Raw genomic sequence first — 16,643 nt, 5'->3', positions numbered from 1 at the left:
TACCGCTCGGTAGTCCTATAGCGTCCCCGGGCAAGGCGATTCGACCCTGACGAGGAGCACCATGAGCACCGACCGACCCGAGCCCCGCACCGTGCTCGTGACCGGAGGCAACCGGGGCATCGGGCTGGCGATCGCCCGGGCCTTCGTGGCGCAGGGTGACCAGGTGGTGGTGACCAGCCGCAGCGGCGAGGCCCCCGAGGGCCTGCGGGCGGTGGCCTGCGACGTGACGAGCACCGAGTCGGTCGACGCGGCCTTCACCGCCGCCGAGGAGATCCTGGGCGGCCCGGTCGAGGTGCTCGTCGCCAACGCCGGCATCACCCAGGACACCCTGCTCATGCGGATGAGCGACGAGGACTTCGACGCCGTGCTCGACACCAACCTCACCGGCGCCTTCCGGTGCGCCCGCCGCGCCTCCAAGGGCATGATCCGGCTGCGGCGCGGGCGGATCGTGCTCATCTCCAGCGTCGTCGGCCTCTTCGGCGGGCCCGGCCAGGTCAACTACGCGGCGTCCAAGTCCGGTCTGGTCGGTATGGCGCGCAGCATCACCCGCGAGCTCGGCGGCCGTGGCATCACCGCCAACGTGGTCGCCCCCGGGTTCGTCGAGACCGACATGACCGCGGTCCTGCCGGAGGAGACCGTCGCGGGCTACCGCAAGGCCATCCCCGCCGGCCGGCTCGGCCAGGCCGACGAGGTCGCCGCCGCCGTCACCTTCCTCGCCTCGCCCGCGGCGGCCTACGTCAGCGGGGCCGTCATCCCCGTCGACGGCGGCCTCGGCATGGGGCACTGACCTTCCCGCCATACCTCGAAAGGACGTGTCCCATGGGCATGCTCGACGGCAAGACCCTCCTGATCACCGGCGTCCTGATGGACTCCTCCATCGCCTTCCACGTGGCCCGCCTCGCGCAGGAGCAGGGCGCGACGGTCATCCTGACGTCCTTCGGACGGACGATGAAGATCACCCAGACCATCGCCAAGCGGCTCCCGCAGACCCCACCGGTCGTCGAGCTCGACGTCGCCGACCAGTCCCACCTGGACTCCCTCGCCGAGCGGCTGCGCGAGCACACCGACCGCCTCGACGGCGTCCTGCACTCCATCGGGTTCGCGCCGCAGGGGGCCTTCTCCTTCCTGGACGCCACGTGGGAGGACGTGTCGACGGCCGTGCACGTCTCGGCCTACTCGCTGAAGGCGCTGGCCGTGGCGACCACGCCGATGATGAGCCAGGGCGGGTCGGTCGTCGGCCTGACCTTCGACGCGAAGTTCGCCTGGCCGGTCTACGACTGGATGGGCGTCGCCAAGGCGGCCTTCGAGTCGGTCAACCGCTACTGCGCGCGCGACCTCGGCCCGCAGGGGATCCGCTGCAACCTGGTCGCCGCCGGCCCGATCCGCACCACCGCCGCCAAGTCGATCCCCGGTTTCGAGCAGTTCGAGCGGGTCTGGGACGACCGGGCGCCGCTGGGCTGGGACGTCAGCGACCCCGAGCCCGCCGCCCGCGCGTGCGTGGCCCTGCTGTCCGACTGGTTCCCGGCGACGACCGGCGAGATCGTGCACGTCGACGGCGGCGTGCACGCGATGGGTCAGTAGTCGGCGGACCCGCGGCAGGCGAGAGTGCGCGCCCGCGCCCCTCGGGGCCAGGCTGGCCCCGAGGAGTACGTTCAGACCCCTCTTTGAACGTGCCACAGGGCCAGCCTGGCCCGTCCTCGCCGGGTCGGGCACACCGGCAGCGGGCTCGCGGGTGGTGGACGGCTCGCGGCAGGGCGGGCCGGGTCAGCAGAGGTCGAGCTGCTCGCCCGACCACCCCGCCCGCAGCCACCGGTCGTGGCTGGCGACCACCACCGCGCCCGGGTAGTCCGGCAGCGCCCGCTCGAGCGCGGTGACGAGCAGCAGCGACAGGTGATTGGTGGGCTCGTCGAGCAGCAGCACGTCCGGCGGGTCGGCCACCAGGACGGCGAGGTCCAGGCGCCGGCGCTGCCCGACGCTGAGGGCGGCCACGGGCCGGTCCAGGTCGCGACCCGCGACGAGGCCGAGCGCCGAGAGGGGGACCTCCTGCGCGAGCTCGGGGCCCACCGCGGCGGCATACGCCTCCCGCACCGTCACCCCGGACCTGCCGCCGATGGTCGGATCCGCCTGCTCGATCAGGCCCGGCGGATCCGACCGCCCCGGCGAGGTCGGATCCTGGCGGAGCAGGCCCACCCGCACGCGCGCCTCGCAGGTCACCGACCCCGACGTGGGCACCAGCGCCCCCGCCAGGACGGCGAGCAGCGTGGACTTGCCCGACCCGTTGCCCCCGGTGACCAGCACCCGGCTGCGGGCGCCGACGGCCAGCGAGATGGGGGCCAGCCGCCCGGCCACCGCCACCTGGCTCGCGACCAGCACCGGGCCGTCCAGCCGCACCGACCCGGCCTCGCGAAACCCGCGGAACGACAAGGCCGCCGGCGGTCGCCGCACCTGCTCGCGCTCCAGCCGCTCCAGCGCCGTGGCCGCGTCGTCGACCCGTCGGGCGACGACCTTGGCGTTGCGGTCGGCATAGAACTTCTTGGCGCCCCGGCCCTCGGTGCGTGGCCCGCGCTCCGGGTTGCCCACCCTCTGGTCCAGGCGCACCCGCTCCCGCAGCCGCCGCAGCTCGGCCTGCTCGTCGCGGTGCCGCAGCACCCAGCGCGCCCGCTCCTCGCGCCGCCGCTGCAGATAGTCCGTGTAGCTTCCGCCGAAGCGCGTGACGCCATGACCGGATCCGGGCGAGTCCGCGTCGCCCGCCACCACCGCGTGGGCCACCGGAGCCGGGTCCAGATCGACCAGCACCGTGGCCACCTCGTCGATGAACGCCCGGTCGTGGCTCGCCATCACCACCGGCCCCGACCAGCCGCGCAGCAGCTCGGCGAGGAGCTCGGTGGCCGCCGCGTCGAGGTGGTTGGTGGGCTCGTCCAGCAGCAGCGTGTCCGGCGCACGCAGCAGCAGCCACGCCAGGCTGAGCCGCGAGACCTGGCCGCCCGACAGCTCGTTCGCGCGCCGGTCCCGGGGGATCGCCCGCAGCCCGAGCCCCTCCACGACCCGGTCGACGCGGTGGTCCAGGTCCCACGCGTGGTGCCGCTCGGCCGCCACCAGGGCCGCGTCGAGGCGGCCCGCCGCCTGCGCGTCGCCGTCCGCCAGGGCCTGCCCCTCCCGCTCGACCAGCGCGGCCAGGGCCCGCACCGGGGCGGTGCCGTCCTCGAGCACCTCCGCCACCGACAGGTGACGGGGATAGGGCGGCTCCTGGTGATACAGGCCCACGCCGCCGGGAGCCGTCACGACCCCGGCGTCGGGCACCAGCAGGCCCGCCCCGATCCGCAGCAGCGTGGACTTGCCGGAGCCGTTCTCCCCGATGAGACAGGCGATCTCGCCGGAGCTGACGACGAGGAAGACGTCCGTCAGCACCCGGCGGTGGGGATAGGAGTGCGAGACCCCGTCCAGGCGCAGGTGGTCGGCGCCGGACGCGGCGGAGGTGTGCAGGGGAGCAGGCATGCGAGGTCTCCGAGACGGTGCGGAGCCACGCGGGGCACAGGGCCACGGCGCGTGGCGGGGCTCGACGTCAGGAGAGGATCACGAGGCCGATCCTAGCCCCCGGCGGACCGCCCGCCGAGGGGATTTCGCGGGCCACCAGTCCGTATGCCGGGAGGCGGCGACGGACCGGCGCCGTCCTCCGGGGCAAGCCTTATGGTGGAGCGCATGACTCACGACGCGTCGCCGCCGATCACGGTGACCGAGGTCCGCGTGCTCGAAGGCCCCAACCTCTACTTCCCGCGACCGGCCGTCAAGGTCGTCCTGGAGGTGCCCGGCATCCTCGAGCTGCACCGGCCCCGGGCGCGCGCGCTGGCCGCCCGCCTCGGCCTGCGCCAGGCCGACCCCGGACGCGCCCACACCCTCGAGCGTCAGCAGGTGGCGCAGCGACTCGTCCGGCGGCTGGTGCGGCGCCTCGCGGCAGGCGCCGGCATACGGGGACTGGCCACCAAGACCCGCCCCGGCAACAGTCCCGAGGAGGTCGTCGTCGCCTTCCCGTGGCAGCGACGTGGGCGGGGGGTCGCCCTGGCCGAGGAGCTCGGCCCGGTCCTGCGGTCCCTGCTCGTCGACGACGAGGACACGGCCGCCGAGCTCCTGGAGGAGGCCGTGGACCGGATCGCGGCCGCGGCGCCGGGGGAGCGACACACCACGCTGACGCCCAAGGTGCCGGTCGCCTCCATCACCGGCACCAACGGCAAGACCTCGACCACGCGCCTGGTCGCGCACATGGCGATGACGGCAGGCATCCGCACCGGATGGTCCAGCACCTCAGGGGTGTTCGTGCAGGGCGAGCTCGTCGAGGCCGGCGACTTCTCCGGCCCGGCCGGCGCCGCCACCGTCCTCGGCAGTCGGGGGCTCGAGCTCGCCGTCCTGGAGACGGCCCGCGGCGGCATGCTCCTCAAGGGCATGGGCGTCACCCACAACGACGTCTCCGTCGTCACCAACGTCACCGCCGACCACCTCGGGATGCAGGGCATCGACACCGTCGACCAGCTCGCCGAGGTCAAGGCCATCGTCACCAAGGTCACCCGCCCCGACGGCTGGGCCGTCCTCAACGGCGACGACCCGCGCGTGTGGGCCATGCGCACCGGCACCGAGGCCAAGCCCTGGGCGTTCAGCCTCGACCCCTCGTCCCCGGCGCTGCGCGAGGCCGTCGACGACGGCGGCCGAGGCATCACCGTGCTCGACGACGGCATCGCCGTCCTGGACCGCGACGGCCAGGTCGACCGGCTGGTCGCCCTCGCCGACGTGCCCATGACCCTCGCGGGGCTGTCCCGGCACAACACCGCCAACGCCCTGGCCGCCACCGCCACCGCCCTCGGTCTCGGGGTGCCGCGCGAGGCCGTCGTCGAGGGGCTGCGCAGCTTCGCGCCCGACGGGGAGCACAACCCCGGTCGGCTCAACTGCTACACCGTCAAGGTCCCCTCGGGCGGCACCGTCACCGTCATCCTCGACATGGCCCACAACGAGGACGGGCTGCAGGCTCTCGTCGAGGTCGCCCGCGGCCTCACCCGCCCCGGCGCGCGCTTCCACCTCGGGCTCGGCACCGGCGGCGACCGCACCGACGAGATCCTGCAGAGCATGGGCGCCATGGCCGGCTCCAGCGCCGACGTCGTCCACGTGGTGCACAAGGAGCACTACCTGCGCGGCCGCACCCGCGAGGACCTCGAGGAGCACCTGCGCATCGGCCTGGCCCGCGTCGGCGTCGCCGAGGTCGACTCCTATCCCGAGGAGCTCGACGGGCTCCAGGGAATCCTCCCGCAGGCCGGGCCCGGCGACGTGGTCGCCATCATGACCCACGCCGACTGGACCACCCTCGACGCCTGGCTGCGCGACCACGGCGCCCGCCCCGACACCCCTGCCGCCACCCGCGCCAAGGTCCGCCGGGCCCGCGGGGAGCACGAGCACGAGGACGCGTTGCGGGCCCTGCGCGCCGACGCCGACCTCACCGCCGCGGACAAGGCCCACCGCATCGCGCAGCTGCTCGCCGTCACACCCGACGACGGGCGCCTCCTGTTCGAGCTCGGGACCTACCGCGACAGCGCCGGCGACCAGGAGGAGGCCATCGACCTCTACCACCGCGCCCGCGCCGTCGGCCTCGACGAGCCCCAGGCCACCCGTGCCATCATCAACGAGGCCTCCTCGCTGCAACGGCTCGGCCGGCCCCAGGACGCGATCGAGCTCCTCGCGACCGTCGACCCCCGACGGCAGGACACGGGCGCCTACGTCGCGCTGCTCGCCCTCGCCCAGCTCCAGGCCGGCATGCCGGGGACGGCCGTCGGCAACCTCGTCGAGGCGCTGCTGCGGCGGTCGGTGACCGAGGAGGACGAGTTCTACCGCGACGCGCTGCACCACGCCGTCGAGCAGCTCCGCGCGGCCGCCCTCGCCGCCGTCTGACCGCCCGACGGCTCCCCTCGCACCACCTTCGGCACCACTGCGCGTTCTCTTTCCGCTCGCCGCTCACGACGTGCGCCCCGGGCCGGTCCCCCCACGCCGGGAGCGGGCCACCTCCGTCGAGATGACCCGCTCCTCTCAGGCGGTATGCCGCTGCTCAGGCGCGTGCGGCACCCTCCGGGGCTGCCGCCGCGGCCTCGTCGTCCTTGCGCACGAAGTCCGGGTCGTAGGCCGGTCCGTCCTGCTCGTTGTCGCCGCGGGAGATCGCCTGCTTGGTGTGCTGCTCGAGCCGCTCCATGACGCCGGCGTGCTTGTCCACGCACAGGACGACGAGGTCCCCGGGACGGGCGAGCTGCATGGCCCGGTCGGTGGCATCCCTCTCGTCCAGGATGATCTCCACGCTCGTGCAGCGCGCGTCGCCCGCCTCCTGGGACTGACGGATCCCCTGGGCCACCAGATCGGCCTGCTCGCCGGGCTCCCGCCGTCGCAGGTTGTCGTCGTCGCGGACCAGGATGGTGTCGAAGTACTTCGCGGCGACGGAGCCGAGCTCCATGATGTCCTCGTCGCGGCGGTCGCCGGCGGTGGCGATCATGCCGATGCGCCGGACCGGGCCGCGGTGCGCGCGCTCCTGCAGCTGGTCGGCATACCGCTGGGCGAAGTCACCCAGCATCCGCATGCCGGCCGCGTTGTGGCAGTAGTCCACGATCACCTGGGCGCCGCGCACGGTCATCAGGTTCATCCGGCCGGGGGAGAGGTAGTAGGAGGTGGTGAACGTGCGCAGCCCCTGGCGGATCTCCTGCAGCGGCGCCCCGAGCGCGAAGGCCGCGCCCGCGGCGGCGAGGGCGTTGGCGACGTTCATCCGCGCGGTGCCCTCGAAGGTCGAGGGCAGCAGGTGGGTGAACGCGAGCTGCATGGATCGGCGGCCCTGGCGGATGACGATCATCTCGCCGCGCTCGGTCTCCTCGAGCACGACGGCGCGACCACCCCGTCGGCAGTGCTCGTCGATCATGGTGCGCTCCTCCGACCCGGGGGCGGCCAGCGAGAACCACACGATCGAGCCGGAGCAGCGCCGGCGCATGGCGCGCACGTGCGGGTCGTCGGCGTTGAGCACCGCGAAGCCGTCCCGGGGGACCGCCTCGACGACGACGCGCTTCACGGCGGCGAGCTGCTCGAGGGTGTCGATGCCCTTCATGCCGAGGTGGTCGTTGGCGACGTTGGTGACGACGGCGACGTCGTTGCGGTCGTAGCCGAGCCCCTCGCGCAGGATGCCCCCGCGCGCGACCTCCATCACGGCCAGGTCGACACGCGGGTTCTGCAGCACCATCCGCGCCGAGCGCGGCCCGGAGGCGTCGGCCTTGATGACCAGGCGCTCGTCGATGACGACGCCGTCGGTCGAGGTCATGCCGACCTTGCGCCCCAGACCCTTGAAGATGTGGGCGATCATCCGGCTCGTGGTGGTCTTGCCGTTGGTGCCGGTGACGGCGACGATCGGCACCCGCGACGGCGAGCCGGGCGGGAAGAGCAGGTCCACGACGGGCTTGGCGATGAACTGCGGCTCGCCGATCGTCGGGTGCGTGTGCATCCGGAAGCCCGGAGCGGCGTTGACCTCGCAGATGGCGCCGCCGGTCTCGCGGACCGGCTCGGTGATGTCCGCGCAGATGAAGTCGATCCCCGCGACGTCGAGCCCGATGACCCGGGCGGCCTCCTCGGCGATGTCGACGTTGTCGGGGTGGGCGTCCCAGGTGCGGTCGATGGAGATGCCACCGGTGGACATGTTGGCGGTGAGCGCGAGCTTGATCACCTCGTCGCGGGCCGGGACCGAGTCCATCTCGTGGCCCTGGGCATGCACCAGCTCGACGGCGGCGTCGTCGACCTTGATCTTGGTGAGGACCTTCTCGTGGCCGACCCCGCGGCGGGGGTCGGCGTTGGTGCGCTCGACGAGCTCGGCCACGGTGTGCTGGCCGTCGCCGACGACGTGGGCCGGGACCCGCTCGGCGATGGCCTGCATCCGGCCGCCGATGATCAGGCAGCGATAGTCCTTGCCGGTCACGAAGGACTCGACGAGCACGTGACCGCGTCGGGACTCGCGCTCGGCGACGGGGTAGGCATCGCGCACCGCGGCCTCGTCGCGCAGGTCCAGGCAGACCCCGCGGCCGTGGTTGCCGTCGAGCGGCTTGACGACGACGGGATAGCCGATGCCGCGGGCCGCCTCGACCGCCGCCTCGACGTCGCCGACCAACTCGGCCTTGGGCACCGGCAGGCCGGCGGAGGCCAGCAGCTGCCCGGTCAGGTCCTTGTCGGAGGCGATGTCCACGGCCAGGGCGCTGGTGAGCCCGGTCATCGTGGCGCGGAAGCGCTTGGCGTGCACGCCCTGCCCGAGCTGGACCAACGAGCCACGGTTGAGCCGCTGCCAGGGGATGTCGCGGGCGACGGCCTCCTCCAGGATCGCCATCGTGGACGGGCCGAAGGCCTGACGCTGCGCCACGCGCAGGAAGGCGTCGAGCTCCTCGGCGAAGTCGAAGCCCTCCTCCGCCCGCACGAGGTGGTTGACGAGCCGCACGGCCAGGGCGCAGGCGGCGAGGGCGACCGTCTCGTCGAGGTAGCCGAGGATGATGTTGTACTGCCCCCGCTTGCCGCGCACCGACCGGGTCTTGCCGCGGCGCAGGTCGTGGCCTGCCTCCTGCTGCAGCTGCAGGGCGACGTGCTCGGTGACGTGGCCGAGCCAGGTGCCGTCCGTCATCCGCTTGACGAAGCCGCCGGGTGTCCCGACCGAGCAGGTGTGGTGGTGCAGGCCCGGGAGCAGCTCCATCAGGCGTTCGGTGAAGCCGGGGAGCAGGTCGGTGGGGTACTCCTCCAGGATGCCGAGGTCGACGACGAGGTGCACGGCCTGGTCGTAGGACCAGACGTTGGGCCCGCGGTAGACACGCTGCGAGACGACCCGGAGCTCGGGCCGGGCAGGTGCCGAAGGGGTGGGGCGGGCGCGATCCATCGAGGCCTCCGTGTCAGGTGTGGAGGACCCACCGTAGCGTCCCCCCTGGGACGCGGCAGACACGCCCGGAGACAGGACGGAACGGGGCCGGTCAGGGCCCGGCCCCGCCTCGCACGCCGTCCCGGACCGGCCCTGCGTCCCAGGCTCGTCCGCACCAGGCGGTATGCCGGGGAAGCCTGTCTCAGGCCACCGGACGGGTGCCGTCGGGGTGCTCCCGCGCGGAGCGGCGCACGTCGACGTCGGGGTGCATCTCGGAGAAGGACACGAGCGTCGCCGTCTGCAGGTCGAACGTCGCCCCCGCGGGCAGCGTGTGGACCACGGCGCCGCTGACCAGCAGGGGCGCGTCCTCGGCCGCCTCGTAGGCGTCGGTGACGGCCCGGCGGGCGTCGGCGAGGAAGACGCCGCCGGCCCCGATCACGGTGAGCGTGCGGCCGTCGGTGATCTCGGCGGCGGTGTCCTCGTCGATGCCCATGCCGAGCAGCGCGGGGGAGCCCGCGACGAGGGACAGCAGCCGGCCGTAGCGCGTCCGCTGCGCGAAGTGCTGGTCGACGATCACGTCCGGCAGCAGGTCGAAGCCCGCCGTCAGCTGGCTGGACCGCTGCCGCGGGGTGATGCCCTCGTCGCCCATCGAGATCATGAACCGGCTCATGATCGAGGCGCCCGCCGAGGTGCCGGCGATCACGGCGCCCCGCTCGTAGGCTCGGGTGATCGCCCGGTGCATCTCGGTCCCGCCGACGAGCTGGGCGAGCTTGAGCTGGTTGCCGCCGGTCATGAACACGCCGGTGGCCTGGTCGATGATCTCAGCAGGTGATCCCTCGCCGGTGCGGTCGGCCTCGGCTCGGCTCTGCACGTCGACCGCGGTGGTGCCGCTCGCCCCGAGCCGCTCAAACACGTCGGCATACACCTCGCTCGCCTCGTCGGCGAAGGACGAGGCCGAGGGGATCACCACGATCCGGGCCGCCTCGGCGCCGGCGAGCCGGACGAACCGCCGGAGCACGGTGGCCCGGCCCATCTTGTCCTCGGCCCCGCCGATGACGAGCAGCGAGCGATGGGGGACGGCATCCGGCTGGGCGGACATGCGCAGATCAGCTCCCGGTGTCGGAGGGAATGGGCAGCGCCCACAGTAGGACCCGCGCGTGAGGCCTCCGGCCCGCCGCGCCGCTGGGTGAGACGACCCTCACCCTCCTGGTCTCACGCGGCGGGCAGCCCGAGGACCGTCAGCAGGTCGTCCAGCCGCGGCCCCGGCAGGCACACGTCGGCACGCTCGGCGAGGGCCGGCTTGGCGGCGTAGGCCACCCCGAGACCGGCGGCGGCGACCAGGTCGAGGTCGTTGGCGCCGTCGCCCACCCCGATCGTCCGCTCCGGCGGTATGCCGTGAGCCTGCGCCCAGGTCAGCAGCATGCGCGCCTTGGTCGCCCGGTCCACCACGTCGCCGAGGACGCGGCCGGTGAGTCGCCCGCCCGCCACCTCGAGCCGGTTGGCGTGGGCGTGGTCCAGGCCGAGCGTGTCCGCCAGCGGCTGCACCACCTCCAGGAAGCCCCCGGACACCACCCCGACGACCCCGCCCGCCGCGTGGACCGCGGCCACGAGCTCCCGGGCCCCGAGCGTCACCCGCACCGCGGCCCGCACCGCGTCGAGCACCGCCACGTCCAGCCCCGCCAGCGTCGCCACCCGGGCGTGCAGGCTGGCGGCGAAGTCCAGCTCGCCGCGCATCGCCGCCGAGGTGACCGCGGCCACCTCGGCCTCGGTGCCCGCGTGCCGAGCGAGGAGCTCGATGACCTCGTCCTGGACGAGCGTCGAGTCCACGTCGCTGACCAGCAGCAGCGGCCCTTCGCGCAGCGCGGCGCGGGTCCGGTCGACGGCGGCGCGGTCGCGCAGCACCACGCGGGCGGGCAGGTCGGGGGCGGTCACCCGCGTCACGATACGGACAGCCCGCCGCGCGGGCGACGGGCTGTCCGCGATGCGTGCGGCGCCTCCGGCGCACCTGCCCGTCCGGCCGGGGCGACCGGCCGGTGGGTGGACGCCAGGTCACTGGGGGACGTGGACCCCCTTGCCGACCACGGTGATCCCCGAGTCGGTGACGTAGAAGCCGCGGTGCCGGTCGTGGTCCTTGTCGACGCCGACCATGACGCCCTGCGGGACGACGACCCCCTTGTCCAGGATGGCGCGGTGGACGGTGGCGTTGCGGTTGACGTGCACCCCGTCGAGGAGCACCGAGCCCTCCACGGTGGCGTAGGAGTTCACCCGGACACCGGGGGACAGGACCGACGTGGAGACCTCCGCGCCGGACACGATGCTCCCCGCGCAGACCATGGAGTTGGTGACCTGGGCGGCGCGCGACGCCATACCGGTCACGAACTTCGCCGGGGGCATCGACGGCATGTGCGTGAACAGCGGCCACTCGTTGTTGTAGAGGTTGAACACCGGGTCGAGCGAGCACAGCTCCATGTGCGCGTCGTAGTAGGAGTCCATGGTGCCGACGTCGCGCCAGTAGCCGTGGTCGCGCTCGGTGGTGCCGGGGACGTCGTTGTCCTTGAAGTCGTAGACGCAGGCCGAGCCCTGGTCGACGAAGGCCGGCACGATGTCGCCGCCCATGTCGTGCTTGGTGTCCTCGCGCTCCACGTCCGTGTGCAGCGCCTCGACGAGGGCCTCGGTGCTGAAGACGTAGTTGCCCATGGAGGCCAGCACCTCGTGCGGGGCGTCGGGCAGGCCCACGGGGTTCTGCGGCTTCTCGAGGAACTCGCGGATGAACCGCGGGTCCTGCGGGTCGACGTCGATGACCCCGAACTGGTCGGCCAGCTGGATCGGCTGCCGGATCGCCGCGACCGTGCAGGCCGCGTCGGTGTCGACGTGCTGGGCCACCATCTGCGAGAAGTCCATGCGATAGACGTGGTCCGCGCCGACGACGACCACGATGTCCGGGTCCTCGTCGCGGATCAGGTTGAGGGACTGGTAGATCGCGTCGGCGCTGCCGCGGTACCACTCCTTGCCGATCCGCTGCTGGGCGGGGACGTTGGTGACGTAGTTGCCGAGCATCGTCGACATCGTCCAGGTCTGGGCGACGTGACGGTCCAGGCTGTGCGACTTGTACTGCGTCAGCACGACGACCTTGAGGTAGCCGCTGTTGACGACGTTGGACAGGGCGAAGTCGATGAGGCGGTAGGACCCGCCGAAGGGGACGGCCGGCTTGGCCCGGTCGGCGGTGAGGGGCATCAGGCGCTTGCCCTCGCCCCCCGCGAGGACGATGGCAAGGACCTTCTTGTGACCGCGACGGTTGTACATGACCTCAGCCTATTGCGCGGTCCTGGGCGTGGTGACGGCTGACCCCCTGGGCGCGCGATCGGGCCCGGCTGCGGCTAGGTTCGTCCCGTGCGAGTCGACATCGTGAGCAAGGAATATCCCCCGCAGGTCTACGGCGGGGCAGGCGTGCACGTCACCGAGCTGGCTCGCGCCCTGCGGGCCCGCGGCGACGTCGACGTGCAGGTCAGGTGCTTCGGCGGGGCCCGCGAGGAGCAGGGCACCACGGGGTATGACGACCCGGCCGAGCTGGCGGGCGCGAACGCGGCCCTGGTGACCATGGGCACCGACCTGCGGATCGCCGCCGACGTGGCGGGCGCCGACCTGGTGCACTCGCACACCTGGTACGCCAACTTCGCCGGGCACACCGCGGGCCTGCTGCACGGCATACCGCACGTCATCTCCGCGCACTCGCTCGAGCCGCTGCGGCCGTGGAAGGCCGAGCAGCTCGGCGGCGGCTACGCGCTGTCGTCGTTCGTGGAGCGGTCGGCCTACGAGGGCGCGGCCGCGATCATCGCCGTGTCCGCCGGGATGCGCGCCGACATCCTGCGCTGCTACCCCTCCCTGGACCCCGAGCGGGTCCACGTGGTGCACAACGGCATCGACGCCGAGGACTGGAGGCCCGCCGCGGACCCCGCCGTCCTCGCGAAGTACGGCATCGACCCGGAGAAGCCCTTCGTGTGCTTCGTCGGGCGGATCACCCGGCAGAAGGGTCTGCCCTATCTCGTCAAGGCCGCCGCGCGACTGCCCGAGGGCGTGCAGCTGGTGCTGGCCGCCGGCGCCCCGGACACCCCGGAGATCAAGGCGGAGGTCACGGCCCTCATCGACGACCTCAAGACCCGTCGCGACGGCGTCGTCTGGATCGCCGAGCACCTGCCGCGGCACGAGATCGTGGCGCTGGAGACGGCGTGCACGGTGTTCGCGTGCCCGTCGATCTACGAGCCGCTGGGGATCGTCAACCTCGAGGCGATGGCCTGCGAGGCCGCGGTCGTCGCCACCGCGACCGGCGGGATCCCGGAGGTCGTCGTGGACGGCGAGACCGGCTGGCTGGTGCCCGTCGAGCAGGTGCAGGACGGCTCGGGGACGCCGCTCGACGAGGAGACCTTCGTGGCCGACCTGGCTGCCGCGCTGACCGAGGCCGTCTCGGACGTGGAGCGCGCCCGCGAGAGGGGGCGCGCCGGCCGCCGCCGGGCCGTCGAGCACTTCTCCTGGCACGCCATCGGCGACAAGACATGGCGGTCTACGAGCAGGTCCTCGCCCGCCGCTGACCCACCCCCGCAGACCTGCCGCCGGTCGTCGGATCCGCCCGCTCACGTCTCCCCGGCGGGTCCGACCGCCCCCGGCAGGCCTGCGGGCAGGGGCTCGTCGACCGCCTCGATCTCCAGGTCGAAGCCGTCACCCTCCTGCCGTCCGTCCAGGGCCCGCAGCCGCACCACCACCCCCGTGGCGCGGTCGAGCCACACCTCGAAGCGCGTCGCCCCCTGCGGGTCCGGCTCGTCCGACTCGCCGGTGCGCACCATCAGCTCGGCCGCGGCGCGCCCCGTCAGGAGGGGGCAGCAGGAGCAGTGCGGGTCGTAGCTGTCGAGCGGGGTCACCGTCGCCGCCCAGGTCTCCCGCCCCCGGTGCTCGAGCACCCGGACGTCCTCGACCCGCGTCCCGTCCCGGTCGACCACGTCCTCGGGGTCGCACCCGTCCGTCAGCTCGTGCGGGTCCATGACGGCGACCCAGAGGTATGACGAGATCAGGCAGACGTCGAGCTCGCGGTGGGTGCCCACCCGGTCCGCGACCAGCCCGTCGGGCCGGCGCACCACGGCGGCGAGCCGCGCCTCCCGCTCGGCCGCCAGCTCGACCTGCTCCCGCTCGTACAACGCCTGCTGCGCCGCGCTGCGCGGCTGCTCGACGTAGACCCCCGGCATGTATCCCCGTGGCGGCGGTCCGTCGAGCACGGGCGCCGTGCTGAATCGGGTGGGCAGGGGGTGCCCGGTCTTCCGATCCACCTGGTGCACCCGCCCCTGCAGGGACTCGACCCGCAGCCCGGCCTCGCGTCCGGTCCACACCCGGATCGGCTCGGCGTATCCCTCGAACTCGTCGCCCGGGGCCGGCGTCACCACGCAGCGCAGGGTCTGCCACAGCCAGGGAGCGCTGCGGGCGAGAGCACGCCAGTCGTCCACGGTGATGCTCATGGCCGTCACCGTATCCGGCGAGATCGTGCTCTGCCAGCGACTTCTCACCGACGCCGGCGGCCCGGGCGCCCGCGCCGACACCCCGGGGAGAGGACCGGCGGGCGACCTCGGCCGTCAGGGCAGGCGGTCGGCCGGGAGGTAGCCCGCCACGGCGAGGGCGCACACGGTGGTGGCGGTCTCCAGGGCCTCGTCGGCCGCCCGCTGGAGCCGCTGCAGGGCCGAGTGCCGCCGGACCGCGTGGACGCTCACCAGCGAGGGGTCGCCCGCCCCCAGGCCGAGGTCGGCGATCCGGCCCACCGTCGCGGCCAGCGTCATCAGCTGCACCCCGCGCGCGGGCAGCCCGTCGGGCAGGCCCCAGCGGGGTGCGCCCAGCGCGGCGTCCGCGGCGTCGCGGGCGGCCTCGCCCCACACCGGCCCCAGGTCGGCGAGGACCGCTGCCACCTGGGCGATCTCGTCCTGCAGGGTGCGCTCGGCCTCCCGGACCGAGAGCATCTCCAGGCGGTGGATGGGGATCGGGTCGCAGTCGTATGCCGTGAACGACGCCGCCCAGCCCTGGTCGCCGGGCGGCCCGTAGGGCGCGAGCGTCGGCACCAGGGCCGCCCCGAGGGCGGGGGAGCAGACCAGCTCGCCCGCCTCGGCCGCCGCACCGACGAGCGTGGGGTTGCCGCGGGGCACCGAGGCGACGGCGCCCGCCCGTGGCAGGGAGACCACGACGACCCGCTCGCCCAGCTCGCCCCAGTCCCGCACGGCCTCGGCGCCGGTCATCCGGTCGAGGTCGGCCGCCGCGGCGACGAGCGCTCGCTCCAGGGAGACCTTTCCGGCATACGCGCTCGTCGCCCACAGGGCGAGGCGACACGACAGGGGCAGCTCGGACATCTCGGTCATCCTAGGCACCGGGGCGGGGGATAGGGTCGAGCCATGAGCGATGTCCTCGAGTTCGACGATGTCACGGTCCGACGGGGCGACACCACGCTGGTCGAGGGGATCGACTGGGAGGTCGAGGAGGGGCAGCGCTGGGTGGTGCTGGGGCCCAACGGTGCCGGCAAGTCCACGCTGCTGCAGCTGGCCGCCGCGCGCATGCACCCGAGCAGCGGCCGGGCCACGGTGCTCGGCGAGACCCTCGGGCGGGTCGACGTGTTCGAGCTGCGGCCCCGCATCGGGCTGGCGAGCGCGCTGACGGCGGAGCAGATCCCGGGTGACGAGCGGGTCCGTGACGTGGTGCTGACCGCGTCCTACGCCGTGATCGGTCGCTGGCGCGAGAGCTACGACCGCCTGGACGCGGAGCGCGCCGACGAGCTGCTGGCCGCCCTCGGGGTGGGGCACCTGGCCGCGCGCACCTTCGGCACCCTGTCCGAGGGGGAGCGCAAGCGCGTGCAGATCGCCCGCGCCCTGATGACCGACCCCGAGCTGATGCTCCTGGACGAGCCCGCGGCCGGGCTCGACCTGGGCGGGCGCGAGGACCTGGTGCGCCGCCTGGGCCAGATCGCGCAGGACCTGACGTCCCCCGCGCTGGTCCTGGTCACCCACCACGTGGAGGAGATCCCTCCCGGGTTCACCGACGTGCTGCTGCTGCGCGACGGGATGGTCGTGGCCGCCGGTCCGATCGAGATCACCCTCACCGAGGCCGCCCTGTCCGACACCTTCGGGCTGGACCTGGTGCTCGAGCAGCACGGCGACCGCTGGGCGGCGCGCGCGAGGCAGTGACGCAGGAAACCTGAGGCGGCCCGGCGACGTCCCAGGTGCGAGGCGGGATCCGTTCCCGTCCGCAGAGCAGGAGGGGCAGGCATGGAGTGGTTCGCCGACAACGGATGGTTGGCCTGGGTGGGGCTGGCGCTGATCTGCGGCGCCGTCGAGGCCGCCACCGTCGACTTCTTCTTCCTGATGCTCGCCGGGGGGTCGCTCGCAGGGGCGATCGCCGCCGCGGCGGGCCTGGGCTTCCCGCCCCAGGTGGTGGTCGCGGTGGTCGTGGCCATCGTGCTGCTGGGGGCGGTGCGTCCGCTGGTCAAGCGGCACCTGGCCGTCGCCCCTGACCGGAGCATCGGCACCGCCGCCCACATCGGGCGTGCGGCGCTGGTCACCGAGACCGTCACCGCCACCAGCGGGCTGGTCAAGCTCGCCGGCGAGGTGTGGACCGCACGCACGCGGCCCGGGCACCCCGCCATACCGCCCGGGCACGAGGTCCGGGTGGTCTCCATCGAGGGGGCAACCGTCGTCGTCACCGACCCGTCCGCCCCGGAAGGCTTCTGAGC

General features: G+C 73.7%; 12 protein-coding genes and 1 pseudogene. 6 read left to right on the top strand and 7 right to left on the bottom strand.

Annotated elements, in window-relative coordinates; all coding sequences use genetic code 11:
• Positions 1–61: 61 nt before the first annotated feature.
• Together fabG and fabI are read left to right on the top strand one after the other, a co-directional pair.
• Positions 62–787 (top strand): 3-oxoacyl-ACP reductase FabG, encoded by a 726-nt coding sequence (gene fabG / locus MM438_RS05690; protein WP_241451551.1) that lies wholly within the window; start codon positions 62–64, stop codon positions 785–787.
• Positions 788–819: 32 nt separating this feature from the next.
• Positions 820–1,581, top strand: coding sequence for an enoyl-ACP reductase FabI (gene fabI / locus MM438_RS05685; protein ID WP_241451550.1), 762 nt, complete (start codon positions 820–822; stop codon positions 1,579–1,581).
• A 183-nt stretch (positions 1,582–1,764) separates the two neighbouring features.
• Here fabI and MM438_RS05680 read toward each other — a convergent pair whose 3' ends face one another.
• Positions 1,765–3,495: an ABC-F family ATP-binding cassette domain-containing protein gene (locus MM438_RS05680; protein ID WP_241451549.1), complete on the bottom strand. Its 1,731-nt coding sequence runs from the start codon at positions 3,493–3,495 to the stop codon at positions 1,765–1,767.
• A gap of 204 nt (positions 3,496–3,699) precedes the next feature.
• On the opposite strand from MM438_RS05680, the gene MM438_RS05675 reads away from it, so the two are divergent.
• Complete coding sequence (locus MM438_RS05675) at positions 3,700–5,928, top strand: tetratricopeptide repeat protein (protein ID WP_241451548.1); 2,229 nt, start codon at positions 3,700–3,702, stop codon at positions 5,926–5,928.
• A gap of 154 nt (positions 5,929–6,082) precedes the next feature.
• Here the strand turns inward: MM438_RS05675 and cphA are convergent, their stop codons facing one another.
• From cphA to glgC, 4 genes are all read right to left on the bottom strand, one after another.
• A complete protein-coding gene (gene cphA, locus MM438_RS05670; RefSeq protein WP_241451547.1) occupies positions 6,083–8,914 on the bottom strand; it encodes a cyanophycin synthetase in 2,832 nt (943 codons plus the stop codon).
• A gap of 181 nt (positions 8,915–9,095) precedes the next feature.
• Positions 9,096–9,992: a cyanophycinase gene (locus MM438_RS05665; protein WP_241451546.1), complete on the bottom strand. Its 897-nt coding sequence runs from the start codon at positions 9,990–9,992 to the stop codon at positions 9,096–9,098.
• 113 nt (positions 9,993–10,105) lie between these two features.
• Complete coding sequence (serB, locus tag MM438_RS05660) at positions 10,106–10,825, bottom strand: phosphoserine phosphatase SerB (RefSeq protein WP_241451545.1); 720 nt, start codon at positions 10,823–10,825, stop codon at positions 10,106–10,108.
• 117 nt (positions 10,826–10,942) lie between these two features.
• Positions 10,943–12,196, bottom strand: a complete 1,254-nt coding sequence (gene glgC, locus MM438_RS05655; protein ID WP_241451544.1) for a glucose-1-phosphate adenylyltransferase — start codon at positions 12,194–12,196, stop codon at positions 10,943–10,945.
• An 87-nt stretch (positions 12,197–12,283) separates the two neighbouring features.
• Here glgC and glgA point away from each other — a divergent pair.
• Positions 12,284–13,479: pseudogene (glgA, locus tag MM438_RS05650) on the top strand (glycogen synthase).
• A 42-nt stretch (positions 13,480–13,521) separates the two neighbouring features.
• Here the strand turns inward: glgA and MM438_RS05645 are convergent.
• Together MM438_RS05645 and MM438_RS05640 are read right to left on the bottom strand one after the other, a co-directional pair.
• Positions 13,522–14,394, bottom strand: coding sequence for a hypothetical protein (locus MM438_RS05645; RefSeq protein ID WP_241451543.1), 873 nt, complete (start codon positions 14,392–14,394; stop codon positions 13,522–13,524).
• A 114-nt stretch (positions 14,395–14,508) separates the two neighbouring features.
• The gene (locus MM438_RS05640; RefSeq protein WP_241451542.1) at positions 14,509–15,270 is read right to left on the bottom strand and encodes a hypothetical protein; all 762 of its coding nucleotides are present in this window, start codon (positions 15,268–15,270) and stop codon (positions 14,509–14,511) included.
• 42 nt (positions 15,271–15,312) lie between these two features.
• Between MM438_RS05640 and MM438_RS05635 the strand changes: the two genes are divergently transcribed.
• The gene (locus tag MM438_RS05635; RefSeq protein WP_241451541.1) at positions 15,313–16,098 is read left to right on the top strand and encodes an ABC transporter ATP-binding protein; all 786 of its coding nucleotides are present in this window, start codon (positions 15,313–15,315) and stop codon (positions 16,096–16,098) included.
• An 81-nt stretch (positions 16,099–16,179) separates the two neighbouring features.
• Entirely contained in the window at positions 16,180–16,641 is a 462-nt protein-coding gene (locus MM438_RS05630; protein WP_241451540.1) for an NfeD family protein, read from the top strand.
• The last annotated feature ends 2 nt before the right edge of the window (positions 16,642–16,643 follow it).

The sequence above is a fragment of the Arsenicicoccus dermatophilus genome (genome assembly GCF_022568795.1).
Classification (GTDB): Bacteria; Actinomycetota; Actinomycetes; order Actinomycetales; family Dermatophilaceae; genus Arsenicicoccus; species Arsenicicoccus dermatophilus.
This window is presented reverse-complemented; position numbering and strand designations above follow the sequence as displayed.